The sequence below is a fragment of the Jiangella anatolica genome (assembly GCF_003236295.1).
Lineage (GTDB): Bacteria > Actinomycetota > Actinomycetes > Jiangellales > Jiangellaceae > Jiangella > Jiangella anatolica.
The window spans coordinates 63,617-81,651 of record NZ_POTW01000008.1 but is presented as its reverse complement, the minus strand read 5'-3'; the positions used below and the strand labels follow the sequence as shown (position 1 = coordinate 81,651).

The following is an 18,035-nucleotide window of genomic DNA, read 5'->3' as shown; positions in this document are numbered from 1 at the left end:
GAGCACACACCCTCGCCGAGGCAACCCTCGAAGTCTAGCCCTGGAGCAGCCCCGATGTGAAACCGGCCCCATACCTCCCCAGGAGGCTACGCGTTGCCGTTGAAGAGGCTGGTGACCGAACCGTCTTCGAACACCTCGTGAATCGCCCGGGCGAGCAGCGGCGCGATCGACAACTCGGTCAGCTTGTCGAACCGGCGGTCCTCCGGGATCGGCAGGGTGTTGGTGACGATGACTTCCTTGATGCCGGCCGAGTTCTTCAGCCGATCGACGGCCGGGCCGGACAGCACGGCGTGCGTCGCGGCGACCACGACACCCTCGGCGCCGGCGTCGATCAGCGCCTCGGCGGCCTGGGTGATGGTGCCGGCCGTGTCGATCATGTCGTCGACCAGCAGGCAGGTGCGGCCCTGGACGTCGCCGACGACCTCGTGCACCTTCACCTCGTTGGCGACTTCGGGGTTGCGCCGCTTGTGGATGATGGCCAGCGGCGTGCCCAGCCGGTCGGCCCACACGTCGGCGACCCGGACCCGGCCGGCGTCGGGCGAGACGACCGTCATGTTCTCGGGCTGGTAGTTCTCCTGCACGTGGCCGGCCAGGATCGGCAGCGCCCACAGGTGGTCGACCGGGCCGTCGAAGAAGCCCTGGATCTGCGCGGTGTGCAGGTCGACGGCCATCAGGCGGTCGGCGCCGGCGGTCTTGAACATGTCCGCGACCAGCCGGGCGGAGATCGGCTCGCGGCCGCGGTGCTTCTTGTCCTGCCGGGCGTACCCGTAGAACGGCATCACGACGGTGATCTGCTTGGCCGACGCCCGCTTCAGCGCGTCGACCATGATCAGCTGCTCCATGATCCACTCGTTGATCGGAGCGGTGTGGCTCTGGATGACGAACGCGTCGCTGCCGCGCACGCTCTCCTCGAACCGCACGTAGATCTCGCCGTTGGCGAAGTTGTAGGTCTTGCTCGGCACCAGGCTGACGCCCAGGTGCTCGGCGACCTCCTCGTTCAGCTGCGGGTGCGCACGGCCCCCGAACAGCATCAACGTCTTCGTGCCTGTGGCGCGGATCCCCGTCACGGCTCGTCCCCCTCGTCGTCGCCCGTGGTGTCCGCCGCGGCGGCCTCGGCCGCGGCGGCGGTCTTGCTGCCCGGACGCTTGCGCGCCACCCAGCCGGCGATGTTGCGCTGCCGGCCCCGCCCGACGGCCAGCTCACCCGGCGCGGTGTCGGACACCACGGTCGAGCCGGCCGCGACGTAGCTGCCGTCGGCCAGCTCGACCGGCGCCACCAGCACCGAGTCGCTGCCGACGAACACGTGCTTGCCGACCGTGGTCGGGTGCTTCGCGACGCCGTCGTAGTTGGCGAAGATCGTGCCGGCGCCGATGTTGGCGCCCTCGCCGATGGTGGCGTCGCCGACGTAGGTCAGGTGCGGCACCTTGGCGCCCGGCCCGACCGTCGACTTCTTGATCTCGACGTACGCGCCGGCCTTGGCCTTCTCTCCCAGGACCGCGCCCGGCCGCAGGTACGTGTACGGGCCGACGGTGGCGTTCGCGCCGATCTGCGCGCCGTCGGCGTGCACGCGCACGACGCTGGCGCCGGGGCCGACGACGGTGTCGACGAGGGTGGTGTCGGGGCCGACCTCCGCGCCCGCCGCGACCTCCGTCGCGCCGCGCAGCTGCACACCGGGCCGCAGCACGACGTCGCGCTCGAGCACGACGGTGACGTCGATGAACGTCGTGGCGGGGTCGATCATGGTGACGCCGGCGCGCATCCACTTCTCGGTGAGGCGCCGGTTCAGCTCGCGGGTCATCGCGGCCAGCTGGACGCGGTCGTTGACGCCCTCGGTCTGCCACGCGTCGGCGGTGACGACGGCGCCCACCCGGCGGCCGTCCTGCCGCGCCAGCCCCAGCACGTCGGTGAGGTACAGCTCGCCCTGCGCGTTCTCGGTAGTGATGCGACCCAGCCCCTGGCGCAGCACGGCGGCGTCGAAGGCGTAGATGCCGGAGTTGATCTCCGTGATCGCGCGGATCGCCTCGTCGGCGTCCTTGTGCTCGACGATGGCGCGTACGCCGCCGTCGGCCTCGCGCACGATGCGCCCGTACCCCGTCGGGTCGGCGACGTTCGCCGTCAGCACGGTGACCGCGTTGCCGTCGGCCACGTGCTGGTCGACCAGCTCGTGCAGTGTGTCGCCGGTCAGCAGCGGCACGTCGCCGTACGTCACCACCACGACGCCGTCGAGCTCGGGCAGCTGGTCCAGCGCGACCCCGACGGCGTGGCCGGTGCCGAGCTGCTGCTCCTGCACCGCCGTGGTGACGCCGGGCGCCACCTCGGCCAGGTGCGCGGCGACGAGATCGCGGCCGTGCCCGATGACCACGCTCAGGTGATCAGGCTTCAGCTCCTGCGCCGCGACGACGGCGTGCCCGACCAGGCTCCGGCCGGCGACCTCGTGCAGGACCTTCGGGATGGACGACTTCATCCGGGTGCCCTCGCCAGCGGCGAGAACGACGACGGCGGCCGGGCGCGTAGTCACGCGTTCGTGCTCCTCGGCTTCGGTGGCGGGCTCGGTTCCGAGGGTACCCGCCCGGCCGGGCCGACGAGAACCCGACCAGGATTCGAACGAAGCTCCGCCGCCAGGACTCGAACCTGGACAGAGTGAGTCAAAGTCACCCGTGCTGCCATTACACCACGGCGGAAAGATTGTCCGACGACTGTCACATCGCCGCCTGCACTCCTCTACGTTATCGCCTCGACCGCACCGCCTTCGCGACAGCAGACCACGTGCCATCCATGATCCGGTACTCCGGCGCGCTCTTGGTCACGGTGATCACGAGGCAGCCGTTATAGGCCTCGCCGGTGTTCTTCCGTACCGTCTTCGGGTTGTGCCGCTTGAGGGTCGCCCGGTCAAGCTGTTCGACCGGAACCCCGACGACGTCGGCCCAGTAGGCCTCGGCAGCCGGGACATCGGCGGACTCGTGGATGTTGACGCGGTACTTGAGCCGGGAGCGATCGACCCCGAGCCTCTCCAGCCAGACGATGAAGAGAAGGATCATGTCGGGGTCACTGTTGATGAAGTTCAGCCGCTCCCGCAGCTTCCAGGGCTTCGACTTGGTCCCCTCCGCCCAGTAGGCGACGGCGCCGGCGATCTGCAGTTCTCGATCCGTCAGCTCGCCGAACGACTCCAGGACGCCGTTCGTCACGCGGTCCCGTTCGGCCTGGCGAAGAGCGTTCTCCTTCGCCCAGTACGCCCGGCCGGCAGCAGCGCGGCGGCTGGCGCCGTCCGGACCCGGCGTCCAGACGATGTCCTTGGTGATCAGCCAGACCGTGCTCTTCGCCAGGCCCAGTTCGCGGGCGATCTCCGGCACCGACCGCCCGTCGGTCCGCAGTGCGCGAGCCCGCCCCCGCAGCGCGTCCGTCACCCGCGGCCGCGCTCGGCCCTTGCCGGCCACGCCGAGCATGCGGCTGATGGTGCCGGCCCCTATGCCCAGCTCCCACCTGATGTCGTCGTAGGTCTTCCCGGCTGCGCGCATCGCGCGCACTCGGTCCGCCAGTTCAGTGTCATCGACCAATCGTCCGACCATGATCAGAGCTTTGCATTGCTACTCATAGTCGTCAATTCGTCGAGGTCAGTCCTCCGTCTCCGTCACCGCGCGCCGGAGCACCGACTCGAGCACGCCTGCGTCCACGTCGGCGAGCCGCTTCACGTAGAGGCAGCCCTTGCCGAGCCGATGCGGCCCCAGCCGGTCCAACAGGTCCGCATACCCCGACAGCTCGCCGGGCAGATAGAGGGTCAGCGCCTGCTTGCGCGGCGAGAGGCCGACGTCGAACCAGTCGAGCTCCCGCCCTGTGTCGTAGCGCAGCCGCCGGGAACCGAAGCCGACGATGCCGACGCCCCACATGGCCGGCGGCGCGCCCGTCACCGCGGCCATCAGGGAGCAGACGGCGACCGCGTCGGCGCGGCGGCCGGGGTCGGGGACGGCGGCGAGGAACTCGTCGACGCTGCCGTCGTTGCGCGTGGTCTTCAGCTCCGCCATGCGCCCCATCATGGCGGTAACCCTGGACACATAGGAAGATCCGGACTATACGACCTACGGCATCGTAGGTTACGGTGCCGTAAGGAAGGTTCCCCTTACACACGGAGACTCCATGGCTTCCACGGACACGGCGAAAGGCCCGCAGTCCCCGACCACGCAGCAGAGCGAGCTCCCCCTCGGGACGCTGTCGGGTGACACTCAGACGCTCGGCGAACGCATCACGATCGGCGTGTTCATCGCCGTGCCGTTCGTCGCAATCCTGGCCGCGATCCCGGTCGCGTGGATGGGCGGCTATCTGAGCTGGCTGGACGTCGTGCTCGCCGTGGCCTTCTACGCGTTCACCGGGCACGGTGTCACCGTCGGCTTCCATCGGCACTTCACGCACAAGTCCTTCAAGCCGAACCGCGCGGTGAAGAACACGCTGGCCATCGCCGGCAGCATGGCCGTCGAGGGCCCGGTGATCCGCTGGGTGGCCGACCACCGCCGGCACCACAAGTTCGCCGACAAAGAGGGCGACCCACACTCCCCGTGGCGCTATGGCGAGACCGTCCCGGCGCTGATCAAGGGCATGTGGTTCGCGCACATGGGCTGGCTGTTCGACGTCGAGCAGACCGACCAGCGCAAGTTCGCGCCGGACCTGATCAAGGACGACGACATCCGCCGGATCAGCAAGCTGTTCCCGCTGTGGGTGGCGCTGTCGATCCTGCTGCCGCCGATCATCGGCGGGCTGGCGACGTGGTCCTGGCACGGCGCGCTGACGGCGTTCTTCTGGGCGACGCTGGTCCGGATCGGCCTGCTGCACCACGTCACCTGGTCGATCAACTCGATCTGCCACGCCATCGGCGAGCGGCCGTTCGAGAGCCGCGACAAGTCGGGCAACGTGTGGTGGCTGGCGTTCCTGTCGATGGGCGAGTCCTGGCACAACCTGCACCACGCCGACCCGACCTGTGCGCGGCACGGCGTCCTCAAGGGCCAGATCGACTCCAGTGCGCGGGTGATCTGGGCGATGGAGAAGGCCGGCTGGGTGTGGGACGTGCGCTGGCCGAGCCCGGAACGGATCAGGTCCAAGCGCGTCGACGACTACGGCGGCGAAGCCACTCTCATCGCGGAGTGAGATTCTGTCGCACCACGGGAGCATGATGGGGCGCGTGACCGACGACGTCGCGACAAGGCCACGGGCCACACCCAGCAGAGTCCGGATGACGGGGAAGCAGCGGCGCGAGCAGTTGCTCGACGTGGGCCGCGCGCTGTTCGCGGAGCGCGGCTTCGACGGCACCTCGATCGAGGAGATCTCGGCCCGGGCCGGCGTCTCGAAGCCGGTCGTCTACGAGCACTTCGGCGGCAAGGAAGGGCTCTACGCCGTCGTCGTCGACCGCGAGATGGAGCTGCTGCTCGACCGCATCACGACGGCGCTCGGCTCGGCCACGCACCCGCGGGTGATCCTGGAGCGCGCCGCGCTGGCACTGCTGGACTACATCGAGGCGTCCACCGACGGTTTCCGCATCCTGGTCCGCGACTCGCCGGTCGCGCACTCCACCGGCGGGTTCGCCAGCCTCATCTCAGACGCGGCGAGCCAGGTCGAGCACATCCTGGCTGCGGAGTTCAAGTCCCGTGGCTTCGCCACCAAGCACGCGCCGATGTACGCGCAGATGCTCGTCGGCATGGTCGCCCTGACCGGCCAGTGGTGGCTGGAGGTGCGCTCGCCGAAGAAGGCAGACGTCGCGGCGCACCTGGTGAACCTGGCCTGGAACGGGCTGTCCGGACTGGAGCACAAGCCCCGGCTCACCGCCGACTGACCGTCACAGACAGATCTCGATCCCCAGCACGTCCACGCAGATCAGCGACCCGTCGTCCTCGTCATCCGGCGGCTCCGGCGGGTCGGACGGCTTCGGCGTCTCGACCGGCGGCTTCGGGGTCGGCGACGGCTTCGGCTGCTCCACCGGGGGCTTCGGCGTCGGCGACGGCTGCGGGGTCTCGGCCGGCTGCTCCGGCGGCGGCGGTGCGGGCGGGGACGGCGGCGGCTCCTCGGTCTCATCGTCCGGCGGCGACGGCGGCGCCTGCGTGGCGTCCGGCCGGTCCGGCGGCGCGCTGGACGGGGCGTCGGCCGACGGCTCGTCGGAGGAGCCGTGCGCCGGCGTCGAGCCCGTCCCGGTGTCGCTGCCGGGTCCCGGCGTGGGGCCCGGCAGCGGGCCGCCCTGGTCCTGGCGGCCCGCTGTGGGCTGCGGTGACGGGGTGACCGACGCGGATCGCGGTGCCGGTTGCGTCGGCGTGCCCGAGGACTCGCGCGAGTCGCGGAACTCCGGATACTGCCCCTCCGAGTCATCCGGAGCCCGGTCACGCCAACCGGCCACCGGCTCACCCTGGCTCGCTACGACGGCGACGACCGGGATGGTGAGCGCGGCGAGCGCCATGACCCGCAAGGTATTGCGACGGACGTGGCGCAGCGCCTGGGCGGCGCCACCGGGCGCTCGTTTGTGTCCCCCCACGAGGGAAGAAGTTAGCGCCTGGCGATCACTCTGCGTGGCGATTTGGCGGAACTCGTGCCGATGCGCCGCCGTTTGGCCCGGTCGGCGTCACTGTGCGTGCTTGTGGGCGACGGCGAAGATGCGGCGATAGGGCAGCACCGTCCCGTACCGGCCCGGCGGATACGCGGCGCGCAGCAGGTCGCGGTACTCGGCGACGAACACCTCGCGGTCCGCGTCGCCGAGGGCCGCGAGGTAGGGCCGCAGCCCCGTCCCGCTCATCCACTCCAGCACGGCGTCGTCACCCTGCAGCAGCTGGACGTACGTCGTCTCCCAGACGTCGGCGGCCAGGCCGAGATCCAGCAGCGCGTCGAGGTACGCGGCGGGCTCGTGCGCGGCCGGCCGCTCCAGGTCGCGCAGCGCCGGCCAACGGTCATCGGCGGCCAGTTCGCGCAGCAGGACGTGCGTGGGCTCGGCGAAGTTGCCGGGGAGCTGGAACGCCAGCCAGCCGCCGGCGGCGACGTGGCCGGCCAGCCGCGGCAGCAGGTCGAGGTGGCCGGGCACCCACTGCAGCGTCGCATTGCTGATCAGCACGTCGACCGGCCGCTGCGGCGCCCACTCGCGGAGGTCGGCGTGGACGAACTCGACGCCGGCCGGCGGCGGGTCCGGCGTCGCCGCGATCATCTCCGCGGACGAGTCGACGCCGACGACGTGCGCGCCCGGCCAGCGCTGCGCCAGGCCGACGGTGAGCGTGCCCGGCCCGCAGCCGAGATCGGCGACCTCCCCGGCGGACGTGGCCGGCACCTGGGCCAGCAGGTCGGCGAACGGCCTGGCCCGCTGGCCTGCGAACGTCAGATAGCGATCCGGATCCCACATCACGCTCACCTCTCTTGACGTCAAGATAAATCACATAGCTCTCTCGACGTCAAGAAGCTTGGCCGACACCGTAGAGTCGGATCCATGGCGCAGGACGAGGTCGACCGGCTGACCGAGGCGTGGCGGCACGAGCGGCCCGACCTCGACGTCGGCCCGATGGAGGTGCTGTCGCGCGTCAGCCGGCTGGCCCGGCATCTCGACCGCGAGCGGCGCTCCGCGTTCGCCGAGCACGGGCTGGAGCCGTGGGAGTTCGACGTGCTCGCCGCGCTGCGCCGGGCCGGCGAACCGTACGAGCTGTCGCCGGGCGTGCTGCTCGCGCAGACGCTGGTCACCAGCGGCACGATGACCGCGCGGGTCGACAAGCTCACCGCGCGCGGGCTGGTCAGCCGGCGCCGCGACGAGGACGACCGGCGCGCGGTGCGGGTCCGGCTCACCGAGTTCGGCAAGAAGTCCGTGGACGCCGCGTTGGAGGGGCTGCTGGCGAACGAGCGCCGGCTGCTGGTCGGCCTCGACGAGCAGGAGCGCAAGCGACTGGCCGACCTGCTCCGGACCCTCGTGCTCCCGTTCGACGACGCACCGAGCTGACCGCTCGTGCCGGTCACTGGTTAGTCTGACCTCGACCATGGGCTCCGCAGCGCGCTACCGCCGCAGCCACCGCGCCTGGATCGTGCCGGTGGCGACGCTCGTCGTGCTCGGCCCGGGCGCGCTGCTGCCGGCCCACGCCGAGACGCCGGCCGCCACGCCGACGCCGTCCGGCACCGCGCCGGCCACGCCGTCGCCCACCGTCCTGCCGCCGCCGGCCGACTCGCCCGTCGACGAGATCGTCGGCGGCGAGGAGCTGGCCGCCACCGGTGTGCCGCTCGTGTCGTCGACGGCGCCGCCGCTGCCGGTCGTCGACGCGCAGTCCTGGCTGATCGCCGACGCCGGGACCGGCGACGTGCTGGCCGCCTACAGCCCGCACGAGCGCCGTCCGCCGGCCAGCACGATCAAGCTGCTGACGGCGCTGGCCACGGGCGCCGGCCTGGACCCGGACCAGACCTACGTCGCCACCGAGGAGGACGCCTCGGTCGAGGGCAGCCGCGTCGGCATCGTCGCCAGCCAGACCTACACCGTCGACCAGCTGCTGCACGGGCTGATCCTCGCCTCCGGCAACGACGCCGCGCACGCGATCGCCGAGGTGGCCGGCGGCCAGGACGTCACAGTCGACAAGATGAACGACGAGGCCCGGCGGCTCGGCGCGTTCGACACCAAGGCCGTCACCCCGCACGGCCTGGACTCACCCGGCCAGCTGTCGTCGGCCTACGACCTCGCGCTGATCGGGCGCGAGGCGCTCGACGACGAGACCATCGCCCGGCTGGCCGGCACGGCGGTCTACGACTTCCCGGGCTCGGACGGCGCGACGTTCCAGATCCAGAACCAGAACCGGCTGCTCGGCTCCTACGACGGCGCGATCGGCCTGAAGACCGGGTACACGACGCTGGCCGGGCACACGTTCGTCGGCGCCGTCGAGCGCGACGGCCGCGTTCTCATCGCGACGGTCCTCGGGTCGGAGGGCCGCGCCGAGGACGCGGCCGCCGCGCTGTTCGACTGGGCCTTCGCCACACCGGACGCCCAGCCGGTGGGCCACCTCGTCGCGCCGGACGAGGTCGAGGCGATGGTGACCGAGGCCGTCGACGAGGCCGACGGCGACATCCTCGGCCGCAACCCGCTCGAGGACTACGGCGACGCGCTGACCAGCCCGGGCGGCAGCTCCGACGATGTGCCGCTGGTCGTGTGGCTCAGCCTCGCCGCGGCGGCGCTGGCCGGTGGGCTGGGCTTTGCGCTGCGGCGTCGCCGGCCGAAGTCGTCGGGCCGCTACTCGCGCTGACGGCGGAACGCGCCACGCGCCGTGCTCGCGGCCCGGGCCGCGAGCACCGCCAGCGCCACCCCGGCCGCGCCGAGCACCGCGCCGGCCGCCACCTCCGTCGCCCGGACCTGACCCGGTGAGAGCACTGCGGCCGGGGCCGGGCCCTGGCCGCGGGTCTGCGACTGCATTCCACCGGCGGCCTCGGCCCGTTCGCCGGCCTCGAGCTCGTCGATGGCGCTCTCCGCCGTCAGCGCCGCCGCGACCATGAGCAGCCGCGTCACGAGGTAGATCCAGGCCAGCAGGGCCAGCGGCGCGGCGAACGCGGCATAGGAGTTCTGCGACGCGGTCCCGACGACGTACTGGACCAGGAACTGCTTCAGGACCTCGAAGACGACGGCGCTGAGCAGCGACACGACCACGAGGTTGCGCCACGGCACCACGATCCGCGGCAGCCCGGACAGCATGTAGGCGAACAGCGCCATGCTGCCGCCCACCGAGACCAGGCCGCCGATCAGCCGCAGCAGCCAGCCGCCGGTGCCGAAGCCGAGCCAGTCGAGCACGTCGCCGGCGTAGGAGATGACGAGGACACTGGCGCCGGACGACACGAGGATGAGCACGCCGAGCCCGGCCAGCGCCACGATGTCCAGGCCCTTGCGCACGACGATGTTGCCGGGCTGGTCGTCCAGCCCCCACATGGACCGGACCGCGGCCCGGACGGAGTCGACCCAGCCGAGCCCGGTGAACAGGAGGACGCCGGCGCCGATCACTCCGAGGGTGCCCGCGTTCCGATGGAACGACGCGATGTCGATCTGCAGGCCGGGCAGGTTGTCGTCGACGATCTCCTGCACGGTCGCGACGCCGGACGGGCCGGCGATCGCGCTGACGATCGCGGCGGCCAGCACCAGCAGCGGGAACAGCGACACGAACCCGTAGAAGCTGGAGGCGCCGGCCAGCCGGTTGCCGCGGAGGTCGCCGTAGCGCTTCCAGGCCCGCAACGGCAGCGTCTGCTGGAGCCGCTCCCACACCGCGCGGAGCCTGCCGATCACACGCGGGCTGCCTCTCCCGTCAGGACGAAGTCGCGCTCGCGCCGCCAGTAGCCGTCGTCCCCGTGCTCGTAGAGGCTGAACGCGGCGACGTCGAAGCCGGCGTCGTAGCCGGCCAGCGTGTCGAAGGCGTTGTCCATCGCCTCCTCGGACACGTGGTGGGCGACGGTGACATGCGGGTGGTACGGGAACGACAGCTCGACCTCGAGCGGGCCGGTGCGTATCGCGTCGGACAGCCGTTCACAGGCGGAGATGCCCTGCGCCAGCGCCACGAACACCACCGGCGACACCGGCAGGAACGTCGCCGTGCCGCGCAGGTGCACCCGGAACGGCGCGAACCTGGCCGCGACCTTGTCCAGGTGCTCGTAGACCCCGGCGCGGTCGGCGTCGGTGACCACGGTCGGCGGCAGCAGCGTGATGTGCGCCGGGATCGCGTCGGCGAGCGGGTCGCCGAACGAGCGGCGCCAGTCCTGCAGCTCGCTGCCGTAGGGCTCGGGGATCGGGACGGCCAGGCCGATGGTCTGGCCGGGCCGCGGCGCGTGTGTCACCCGGGTCACCGCGCGGCGAGGAACCCGACGCGCTCGTACACCGTTGCGAGCGTCGGCGCGGCCACCTCACGGGCCTTCTGCGCGCCTCGGGCGAGGACGGCGTCCAGCTCCGCCGGATCGTCGAGGAGCTCCTGGACCCGCTGCTGGAACGGAACGACGACATCGAGCACCGCCGCTGCCACCTCCTTCTTCAGGTCGCCGTACCCCCGCCCGGCGAAGTCCTGCTCGATCTGCGGGACCGAGCGACCGCTGAACGCAGACAGGATAGTGATGAGGTTGGTGACACCGGGCTTGTTCTGCGCATCGGCGACCACCTCGCGCCCGGTGTCGGTGACCGCGCTCTTGATCCGCTTCTCGATCGTCTTGGGCGGGTCGAGCAGCTCGATCAGCCCCGAGCCGGCGACGCTCTTGCTCATCTTCGCCGTGGGCTCCTGCAGGTCGTAGATCTTCGCCGTCGCCTTCGGGATGTAGGCCTGTGGCAGCACGAACGTCTCGCCGAAGCGGGTGTTGAACCGGCCGGCGAGGTCGCGGGTGAGCTCGATGTGCTGGCGCTGGTCCTCGCCGACGGGCACCTGGTCGGCGTGGTAGAGCAGGATGTCCGCGGCCTGCAGGACCGGGTAGGTGAACAGCCCGACGGTGGTGCTGTCGGCGCCGGCCCGGGCGGACTTGTCCTTGAACTGAGTCATCCGGCTGGCCTCGCCGAAGCCGGTGATGCAGCTCAGCACCCAGGCCAGCTGTGGATGCTCGGGCACGTGGCTCTGCACGAACAGGGTGCTGCGCTCCGGGTCGACGCCGCCGGCGAGGTACTGGGCCGCGGTGACGCGGGTGCGTTCGCGCAGCTGGGCGGGGTCGTGGCCGGCGGTGATGGCGTGCAGGTCGACGACGCAGTAGAACGCGTCGTGATCGTCCTGCAGGGCCACCCACTGCCGCAGCGCACCGAGGTAGTTGCCCAGGTGCAGCGACGCGTTGGTCGGCTGCATCCCGGAGAGCACACGCGGGCGGCCACTGTTCGTCATACCGTCATTCTGTCAGTCACTGCGCCGCGGGACACGCCGGTGCGCCGTTCAGCCGTTCACCGGCGGGACGAGCTCGGGCGACGGCGGCTCCGGGCGGGGGTGGACCCGCAGCCGGGCGGCCCGCCGTCCGTCCAGCGCCAGCACCTCCAGCCGCACACCGTCGTACTCGACGACGTCGCCGACGGAGGGGAGCCGGCCGAGGTGGGCGACGACGAAGCCGGCGACGGTCTCGTACGGGCCGTCGGGCAGCCGCAGGCCGGTGCGGTCGGCGAAGTCGCCGAGGTTGAGCATCCCGTCGACGTCGGCCACGCCACCGACGACGGCGGACAGGGGCAGCTCGTCGGTGTCGTACTCGTCGCGGATCTCGCCGACCAGCTCCTCGACCAGGTCCTCCAGCGTGACGATGCCGGCGGTGCCGCCGTACTCGTCGACGACGACGGCCAGGTGCGAGCCGTCGCGGCGCATCTCCGTCATCGCCGGCAGCACCCGCTTGGTGCCGGGCAGCACGAGCACGTCGCGCACCAGCTCGCCGACCCGGATGCTGCGCCCGGACACCTCCGGGTCGAACAGGTCGCGCACGTGCACGAAGCCGACGACGTCGTCGGTGGACGTGCCGACCACCGGGTAGCGGGAGTGCGGCATCGTCGAGGCCAGCTTGACCGCCTTGAACACCGGCATGTCCGCGTCGAGGAAGTCGACCTCGGTGCGCGGGCGCATCACCTCGCGGACCTGCCGGTCGCCGACGTCGAGCACGTCGCCGACGATGCGCCGCTCCTCCTCGCTCAGGCCCTCATGACCGGAGACCAGCTCGCGCAGCTCGTCCTCGCTCATCTCCTCGCGCTGCGCCGACGGGTCGCCGCCGAGCCCGCGGACCACGACGTCGGTGGATCTGGAGAGGAACCAGATGACCGGGCGCATCAGCGTCGCGAACCGGTCCAGCGGCGGCGCGACCGCCAGCGAGACGCCGGCCGCCCGCTGCAGCGCGATCCGCTTCGGCACCAGCTCGCCGAGCACCAGCGACAGGTAGGCGATGAACAGCGTCAGCGCGATGAACGAGAGCGTGTCGGCGGCGCCGCCGGGCAGCCCCCAGTCCTCCAGGACCGGCGCGAGGTCCGGCGCCAGCGTCGACGCGCCGTACGCGGCGGAGAAGAAGCCGGCGACGGTGACGCCGATCTGCACGGCGGACAGGAACCGGTTGGGGTTGCGGGCCAGGCCGGCGACCCGCTCGCCGCGGCGGCCCTGCTGGGCCATTTGAGCCAGCTGGCTCTCCCGCAGCGACACCAGCGCCAGCTCGGTCGCCGCGAAGAGCCCGCCGATCAGGATGAAGATCAGCACGAGGCCGAAGTTGAGCAGCGTTCCCTGGTTCACGAGCCCGGTCCCGCCGACGTATGTCGATCGCTCACCCAAGAATCCTAGAGCGGTTCCGGAGCTAGGGTGGCACGGTGACGAACCACCCGCGCGCAGGCCTGCCCGCCGCCCCCGAGGACCTCGTCGACGTCGCCCAGCTGGTCCGGGCGTACTACACCACGCATCCCGATCCGGCCGACGTCGGCCAGCGGGTCGCGTTCGGCACGTCCGGCCATCGCGGCTCGTCGCTGGCCGCGGCGTTCAACGACGACCACATCGCCGCGACGTCGCAGGCGATCTGCGACTACCGGGCCGCGAAAGGCATCGACGGGCCGCTGTTCCTGGGCAAGGACACGCACGCGCTGTCCGAGCCGGCCTGGGCGACGGCGGTCGAGGTGTTCGCCGCGAACGAGGTGACGCTGCTGGTCGACGGCGACGAGCGGTACACGCCGACGCCGGCGGTGTCGCACGCGATCCTGACCTACAACGCCGTGCCGGGCGCGCGGCGGGCCGACGGCGTCGTCGTCACCCCGTCGCACAACCCGCCCTGGGACGGCGGCTTCAAGTACAACCCGCCGGACGGCGGACCGGCCGGCTCGCAGATCACCGGCGCGATCCAGGACGCCGCCAACCGGTACCTGGAGCGCGGCCTGCACGGCGTGCGGCGCATGCATCTGGCCTCGGCGCGGGCCGCCGACACCACGTCGACGTACGACTTCCTCGGCGCCTACGTCGACGATCTGCCGTCGGTCGTCGACGTGGCGGCCATCAGGGACGCCGGGGTCCGGATCGGCGCGGACCCGCTGGGCGGCGCGTCGGTCGACTACTGGGCGGCGATCGCCGAGCGGCACGGCCTGGACCTCACCGTCGTCAACCCGCTGGTGGACCCGACCTGGCGGTTCATGACGCTGGACTGGGACGGCAAGATCCGGATGGACTGCTCGTCGCCGTACGCGATGGCGTCGCTGATCTCGCGGCTGGCCGAGGAGTCGGAGTTCGCGGTCGCGACCGGCAACGACGCCGACGCCGACCGGCACGGCATCGTCACGCCCGACGGCGGGCTGCTGAACCCGAACCACTACCTCGCCGTCGCCATCGACTACCTCTTCCGGCACCGCGCCGACTGGCCGTCGACCGCCGCCGTCGGCAAGACGCTGGTCAGCTCGTCGATGATCGACCGGGTGGCGGCGTCGCTGGGCCGGCCGCTGCTGGAGGTGCCGGTCGGGTTCAAGTGGTTCGTACCGGGGCTGGTCGACGCGTCGGTCGGCTTCGGCGGGGAGGAGTCCGCGGGCGCGTCGTTCCTGCGCCGCGACGGGCGGGTCTGGACGACGGACAAGGACGGCATCATCGCCTGCCTGCTGGCCGCCGAGATCATCGCCGTCACAGACTCGTCGCCGAGCGAGCACTACCGCCGGCTGACCTCGTCGTTCGGCGACCCGGTGTACGCGCGGGTGGACGCGCCGGCGTCGCGGGAGCAGAAGGCGGTGCTCGGCAAGCTGTCCCCCGACCAGGTGACGGCGACGGAGCTGGCCGGCGAGCCGATCACCGCCAAGCTGACGTCGGCCCGGGGCAACGACGCGCCGATCGGCGGACTGAAGGTGACGACGGCGTCCGGCTGGTTCGCCGCCCGCCCGTCCGGCACCGAGGACGTCTACAAGATCTACGCCGAGAGCTTCCAGGGGCCGGACCATCTGGCCCGCATCCAGGACGAGGCCCGCTCCGTCGTCGACGACGTGCTCGCGTCGGCGTGACCGAGGCGGGGCTCGCCCAGGCGCTGCGGTCGTGGCGGCAGCGGGTGACCCCGGCCGCCGCCGGGCTGCCCGACGCCGGGCCGCGTCGCCTGCCGGGGCTGCGCCGCGAGGAGCTGGCCGTGCTGGCCGACATCTCCGTCGACTACCTGGTCCAGCTCGAGCAGGGCCGTGCGCGGAACCCGTCGCCGCAGGTCCTCGGCGCACTGGCGCGGGCGCTGCGGCTCAACGCCGGCGAGAGCGCGACGCTGTTCCGGCTGGCCGGCGTCCAGGCGCCGCCGTCGGGCGGTACCGTCCCGCGGGAGATCGGCCCGGGCACCGGACGCGTCCTCGACCGGCTGCACGACACGCCGACGGCCGTCTTCACCGCGAGCTGGGACCTCGTCGTCGCCAACCCGCTGTGGGTCGCGCTCATCGGCATCTCGGCGGCCCCGCGCGGGCGCGAGGCGAATCTCGCGTGGCATCACTTCACCGGCCGGCCCAGCCCCGTGCGGCACACGGCCGAGGAGCACGACCGGCTCGGCCGCGAACTGGTCGCCGACCTGCGGCGCGCGGTCGCGACCTATCCGGACGACGCCGGCCTCGCCCGGCTGGTGGCCGACCTGCGTTCCGTCAGCCCCGCGTTCGCGCGGCAGTGGCACGACTTCGCGCTGCCGCACCGGGTGGCCGAGCGCAAGACCGTCGACCATCCGGAGATCGGCCCGATCACGCTGGACTGCGACGTGTTCTCCGCCCTGGACTCGGACCTGCGCATCGTCGTGTACAGCGCTCCGCCCGGCAGCGCCGACGCCGACCGGCTGGAGCTGCTGCGCGGGTCACTCGGGTAGGCCGACCAGCCGGGCGCTCTCGCGCCACAGCCGCTCGACGCGCTCGGGGTCGGTGGTGTGGCCCGCGGTCTGGACCGCACGGCGCTTGACGTAGAACCGCCCGGACACGCCGTCGACCTCGGCCGCCGTCGCCAGCCAGAGCGGCGTGTCCGCGCCGGTCTCCGTCCCCGGTGAGAAGGCGCCGAGCACCGAGCCGAACACCCGCAGCGCGCCGCGGTCGTGCCGGTTCAGACGGCCGCCGCTGATGATCCCCGGGTGCGCGCCGTTGACCGTCGTGCTCGTGCCGCGCAGCCGTCCGGCGAGGCCGTACACGAACATCGCGTTCATGTTCTTCGTCCGCGCGTACGCGGCGAACGGGCGGAAGCTGGGCGGCCAGCCGAGCCCACGGCCGGTCTCGGCGTTGAGGTCGTCGAGGTCGACGGGGACGCGTCGCAGCCCGCGCGGCGAGCCGCCGACGACGACGAACCGCCGCGGCCGCGGGCTGGGCCGCTCGGCGAGCGTGCGCAGCAGCAGGTACGGCGCGAGGTGGTTCGTCGCCAGCGACCGATGCAGGCCGGCCGGGGTCCGGTCGTCCAGCGGTGCGATCACCGCGGCGTTGCTCACCACGATCGACGGGTCCCGCCCGGCCAGCCGCTCGGCCAGGCCGCGGACCTCGTCCAGCTCGGCGAGGTCGACCGGCTCGACGGTCAGGTCGACGCCGGGCGCGATCGCCGCGATGCGCCGTCGCGTCGCCTCCAGCCGGTCACGGTTGCGTGCGACGAGGACCACCGACGCGCCGTGCCGGGCGAGGCCGGTCGCGATCTGTTCGCCGATGCCCGAGTTCGCACCGGTGACGACAGCAAGCTCCATGCGTCCAGGCTCCGTCGCCGCCCGGCCACGACCCAGGTACCGCCAGTACCACCGAGCGACCGACCCCCATGATCATCAATGATCCAACCACTCATAGGGGGTTGGATCATTGATGATCATGGGGCGGGCCAGTAGCGCGAGCCGTCGGGATCGCGCTCCATGAGGCCGAGGTCGACCACCAGGCGGCGCAGCGCGACCGGCTCGTCGGCCAGCTCGCGCAGCTCGGTGGTCAGCTCCCGCTCGGTGTAGGCGTCGCGGCGCGGCAGCGCGGCCATGACCAGCCGGCCGAGCTCGGCCTTCAGCCCGTCGTCGGCCGGGATGGTGGCGATGCGGCCGTTCTTCAGGCAGCCGTCCAGCCGCGGGAAGTCCGCCGCGACCCGGCCCACCGGCGTCGCCGACACCCCGGCGGCGGCCGCGGCCCGGATCGGCTCCAGGTCGGCGCTCAGCCCGGTGGCGTCGCGGCGAACCAGGCCGGCGCCGCCGAGCACGGCCAGCGCCCGCTGCAGGTCCCGGTCGGACAACCCGGTGCGCTCGCCCAGCTCGGCGACAGTCGGTGCGCCCGCGCCGGTGCAGAGGGCGCCGAGGACGGCCAGCCGCTTCCGGTCCCCCAGCGTGCTGAGCAGTTCGATGTTCACCCCGGCACCGTAGGCGGCCGACGACCTCCGGCGCACCACAGTTTCCGCCGGCTCGGCACGCTCCGGTGTCGCGCTTGGCACGCTTTAGGTCACCCGTCGCGCCTGCAATGTCGCGTGTGTGGAACGTCCCGGCGTGCCAAGGCCGGCACCGGCCGGCTCAGCCGCGGCAGTCCAGCGTCACATACTCGCCCGGCAGCTCGGGGATCCGCACGTGGGCGACGTCCTCGCCCGGCTCGCACTCCTCCGGCGGCGGCCGGTCCCGCTCGCAGAGGTAGGCGACGAGCGTGGCACCGGTCCGCTCCGCGTCACGCAGCGCCGCCTCGTGCTCGTCCCGGCACTCCGGCGACACCGCCTGGCCGACCGGCAGCGACGGCGCCGTGGGCTCGATCGACGGTCCGGCCGGGTCATAGCCGTCCCAGCCGGACCCCGTGGGCGCCCACGAGCCCACCATGACCAGCACCGCGGCGACGACGCCGGCGCCGACCACCGCGCCCAGAACCGCCCGGCCTCGATGCATTGCCGAAGACTATCAACCGGCCGGGCACTCGACCATGACGCCGCCGGGGGCGTTGGCGGCGTCCGACGGCGACATCCACTGCCAGCCGTCCGGGCACTGCTCGCCCTCGACCGGCCCGTACGACCCAGGCGAGCCGGAGGCGCCGGACCCGCTGATCCCGCTGTCGGCCGGCTCGCCGCCGGCGTCGTCGACCGGCGACCACGAGGACACCAACTGGACGACAAGCACGACGAGCGCACCGCACACCAGCGTGCCCACGAGGAAGCGCCCCCACTGCATTGCCCCACGGTAGCGACCGATTC

General features: G+C 72.3%; 20 protein-coding genes and 1 tRNA gene. 6 read left to right on the top strand and 15 right to left on the bottom strand.

Annotation, left to right across the window (positions count from 1 at the left end; translation table 11 throughout):
* Window positions 1–86: 86 nt before the first annotated feature.
* The 5 genes from C1I92_RS05015 to C1I92_RS04995 all read right to left on the bottom strand — a co-directional run bounded on the left by C1I92_RS05015 (window position 87) and on the right by C1I92_RS04995 (window position 4,019).
* Window positions 87–1,067, bottom strand: a complete 981-nt coding sequence (locus tag C1I92_RS05015; protein WP_111253572.1) for a ribose-phosphate diphosphokinase — start codon at window positions 1,065–1,067, stop codon at window positions 87–89.
* Window positions 1,064–2,518: a bifunctional UDP-N-acetylglucosamine diphosphorylase/glucosamine-1-phosphate N-acetyltransferase GlmU gene (gene glmU, locus C1I92_RS05010; RefSeq protein WP_111253571.1), complete on the bottom strand. Its 1,455-nt coding sequence runs from the start codon at window positions 2,516–2,518 to the stop codon at window positions 1,064–1,066. The genes C1I92_RS05015 and glmU overlap by 4 nt, the downstream gene beginning before the upstream one ends.
* Window positions 2,519–2,610: 92 nt before the next feature.
* Window positions 2,611–2,681: transfer RNA gene (locus tag C1I92_RS05005), tRNA-Gln, on the bottom strand.
* Window positions 2,682–2,726: 45 nt separating this feature from the next.
* Complete coding sequence (locus C1I92_RS05000) at window positions 2,727–3,350, bottom strand: hypothetical protein (RefSeq protein WP_146605024.1); 624 nt, start codon at window positions 3,348–3,350, stop codon at window positions 2,727–2,729.
* 261 nt (window positions 3,351–3,611) lie between these two features.
* A complete protein-coding gene (locus C1I92_RS04995; protein WP_111253569.1) occupies window positions 3,612–4,019 on the bottom strand; it encodes a DUF1801 domain-containing protein in 408 nt (135 codons plus the stop codon).
* Between the two features lie 112 nt (window positions 4,020–4,131).
* On the opposite strand from C1I92_RS04995, the gene C1I92_RS04990 reads away from it, so the two are divergent.
* Window positions 4,132–5,133, top strand: a complete 1,002-nt coding sequence (locus C1I92_RS04990; RefSeq protein WP_111253568.1) for an acyl-CoA desaturase — start codon at window positions 4,132–4,134, stop codon at window positions 5,131–5,133.
* Window positions 5,134–5,155: 22 nt separating this feature from the next.
* Complete coding sequence (locus C1I92_RS04985) at window positions 5,156–5,815, top strand: TetR/AcrR family transcriptional regulator (protein ID WP_111253567.1); 660 nt, start codon at window positions 5,156–5,158, stop codon at window positions 5,813–5,815.
* A gap of 3 nt (window positions 5,816–5,818) precedes the next feature.
* Here the strand turns inward: C1I92_RS04985 and C1I92_RS04980 are convergent, their stop codons facing one another.
* Together C1I92_RS04980 and C1I92_RS04975 are read right to left on the bottom strand one after the other, a co-directional pair.
* Window positions 5,819–6,430, bottom strand: a complete 612-nt coding sequence (locus C1I92_RS04980; protein WP_111253566.1) for a hypothetical protein — start codon at window positions 6,428–6,430, stop codon at window positions 5,819–5,821.
* A gap of 162 nt (window positions 6,431–6,592) precedes the next feature.
* Complete coding sequence (locus tag C1I92_RS04975; RefSeq protein ID WP_111253565.1) at window positions 6,593–7,357, bottom strand: trans-aconitate 2-methyltransferase; 765 nt, start codon at window positions 7,355–7,357, stop codon at window positions 6,593–6,595.
* An 84-nt stretch (window positions 7,358–7,441) separates the two neighbouring features.
* Between C1I92_RS04975 and C1I92_RS04970 the strand changes: the two genes are divergently transcribed.
* Both C1I92_RS04970 and C1I92_RS04965 read left to right on the top strand, forming a co-directional pair.
* Window positions 7,442–7,942 (top strand): MarR family winged helix-turn-helix transcriptional regulator, encoded by a 501-nt coding sequence (locus C1I92_RS04970; RefSeq protein WP_111253564.1) that lies wholly within the window; start codon window positions 7,442–7,444, stop codon window positions 7,940–7,942.
* A gap of 37 nt (window positions 7,943–7,979) precedes the next feature.
* Window positions 7,980–9,224 (top strand): D-alanyl-D-alanine carboxypeptidase family protein, encoded by a 1,245-nt coding sequence (locus C1I92_RS04965; protein WP_146605023.1) that lies wholly within the window; start codon window positions 7,980–7,982, stop codon window positions 9,222–9,224.
* Here C1I92_RS04965 and C1I92_RS04960 read toward each other — a convergent pair.
* From C1I92_RS04960 to C1I92_RS04945, 4 genes are read right to left on the bottom strand one after another with little or no spacing between them, the layout of a single operon-like run.
* Window positions 9,212–10,249 (bottom strand): YihY/virulence factor BrkB family protein, encoded by a 1,038-nt coding sequence (locus C1I92_RS04960; RefSeq protein ID WP_111253562.1) that lies wholly within the window; start codon window positions 10,247–10,249, stop codon window positions 9,212–9,214. The genes C1I92_RS04965 and C1I92_RS04960 overlap by 13 nt on opposite strands.
* The gene (locus C1I92_RS04955) at window positions 10,246–10,794 is read right to left on the bottom strand and encodes a 2'-5' RNA ligase family protein (protein ID WP_111253612.1); all 549 of its coding nucleotides are present in this window, start codon (window positions 10,792–10,794) and stop codon (window positions 10,246–10,248) included. Before C1I92_RS04955 ends, C1I92_RS04960 begins: the two co-directional genes overlap by 4 nt.
* 5 nt (window positions 10,795–10,799) lie before the next feature.
* Window positions 10,800–11,810, bottom strand: a complete 1,011-nt coding sequence (trpS, locus tag C1I92_RS04950) for a tryptophan--tRNA ligase (RefSeq protein ID WP_111253561.1) — start codon at window positions 11,808–11,810, stop codon at window positions 10,800–10,802.
* A gap of 48 nt (window positions 11,811–11,858) precedes the next feature.
* Window positions 11,859–13,178, bottom strand: a complete 1,320-nt coding sequence (locus C1I92_RS04945) for a hemolysin family protein (RefSeq protein WP_111253560.1) — start codon at window positions 13,176–13,178, stop codon at window positions 11,859–11,861.
* A gap of 74 nt (window positions 13,179–13,252) precedes the next feature.
* On the opposite strand from C1I92_RS04945, the gene pgm reads away from it, so the two are divergent.
* Window positions 13,253–14,908 (top strand): phosphoglucomutase (alpha-D-glucose-1,6-bisphosphate-dependent), encoded by a 1,656-nt coding sequence (pgm, locus tag C1I92_RS04940; RefSeq protein WP_111253559.1) that lies wholly within the window; start codon window positions 13,253–13,255, stop codon window positions 14,906–14,908.
* Window positions 14,905–15,732 carry a helix-turn-helix domain-containing protein gene (locus C1I92_RS04935; protein ID WP_111253558.1) on the top strand — a complete coding sequence of 276 codons (828 nt, stop codon included), beginning with the start codon at window positions 14,905–14,907 and terminating at the stop codon, window positions 15,730–15,732. The genes pgm and C1I92_RS04935 overlap by 4 nt, the downstream gene beginning before the upstream one ends.
* On the opposite strand, the gene C1I92_RS04930 is transcribed toward C1I92_RS04935, so the two are convergent.
* The 4 genes from C1I92_RS04930 to C1I92_RS04915 form a co-directional block, all read right to left on the bottom strand.
* Complete coding sequence (locus C1I92_RS04930) at window positions 15,721–16,581, bottom strand: SDR family NAD(P)-dependent oxidoreductase (protein WP_111253557.1); 861 nt, start codon at window positions 16,579–16,581, stop codon at window positions 15,721–15,723. The two genes, C1I92_RS04935 and C1I92_RS04930, sit on opposite strands and share 12 nt — an antisense overlap.
* A 116-nt stretch (window positions 16,582–16,697) precedes the next feature.
* Window positions 16,698–17,216 (bottom strand): DUF2087 domain-containing protein, encoded by a 519-nt coding sequence (locus tag C1I92_RS34285; RefSeq protein WP_199520961.1) that lies wholly within the window; start codon window positions 17,214–17,216, stop codon window positions 16,698–16,700.
* Window positions 17,217–17,373: 157 nt separating this feature from the next.
* Window positions 17,374–17,733, bottom strand: coding sequence for a hypothetical protein (locus C1I92_RS04920; protein ID WP_146605022.1), 360 nt, complete (start codon window positions 17,731–17,733; stop codon window positions 17,374–17,376).
* A 12-nt stretch (window positions 17,734–17,745) separates the two neighbouring features.
* Window positions 17,746–18,012, bottom strand: coding sequence for a hypothetical protein (locus C1I92_RS04915; protein WP_111253555.1), 267 nt, complete (start codon window positions 18,010–18,012; stop codon window positions 17,746–17,748).
* Between the last annotated feature and the right edge of the window lie 23 nt (window positions 18,013–18,035).

Coding starts and splice junctions, on each gene's coding strand:
- C1I92_RS04990 (WP_111253568.1), top strand. CDS start 4,132: ATGGCTTCCACGGACACGGCGAAAGGCCCGCAGTCCCCGACCACGCAG.
- C1I92_RS04995 (WP_111253569.1), bottom strand. CDS start 4,019: ATGGCGGAGCTGAAGACCACGCGCAACGACGGCAGCGTCGACGAGTTC.
- C1I92_RS04920 (WP_146605022.1), bottom strand. CDS start 17,733: ATGCATCGAGGCCGGGCGGTTCTGGGCGCGGTGGTCGGCGCCGGCGTC.
- C1I92_RS04965 (WP_146605023.1), top strand. CDS start 7,980: ATGGGCTCCGCAGCGCGCTACCGCCGCAGCCACCGCGCCTGGATCGTG.
- C1I92_RS04985 (WP_111253567.1), top strand. CDS start 5,156: ATGATGGGGCGCGTGACCGACGACGTCGCGACAAGGCCACGGGCCACA.
- C1I92_RS04975 (WP_111253565.1), bottom strand. CDS start 7,357: ATGTGGGATCCGGATCGCTATCTGACGTTCGCAGGCCAGCGGGCCAGG.
- C1I92_RS04930 (WP_111253557.1), bottom strand. CDS start 16,581: ATGGAGCTTGCTGTCGTCACCGGTGCGAACTCGGGCATCGGCGAACAG.
- trpS (WP_111253561.1), bottom strand. CDS start 11,810: ATGACGAACAGTGGCCGCCCGCGTGTGCTCTCCGGGATGCAGCCGACC.
- C1I92_RS04915 (WP_111253555.1), bottom strand. CDS start 18,012: ATGCAGTGGGGGCGCTTCCTCGTGGGCACGCTGGTGTGCGGTGCGCTC.
- C1I92_RS04970 (WP_111253564.1), top strand. CDS start 7,442: ATGGCGCAGGACGAGGTCGACCGGCTGACCGAGGCGTGGCGGCACGAG.
- C1I92_RS04980 (WP_111253566.1), bottom strand. CDS start 6,430: ATGGCGCTCGCCGCGCTCACCATCCCGGTCGTCGCCGTCGTAGCGAGC.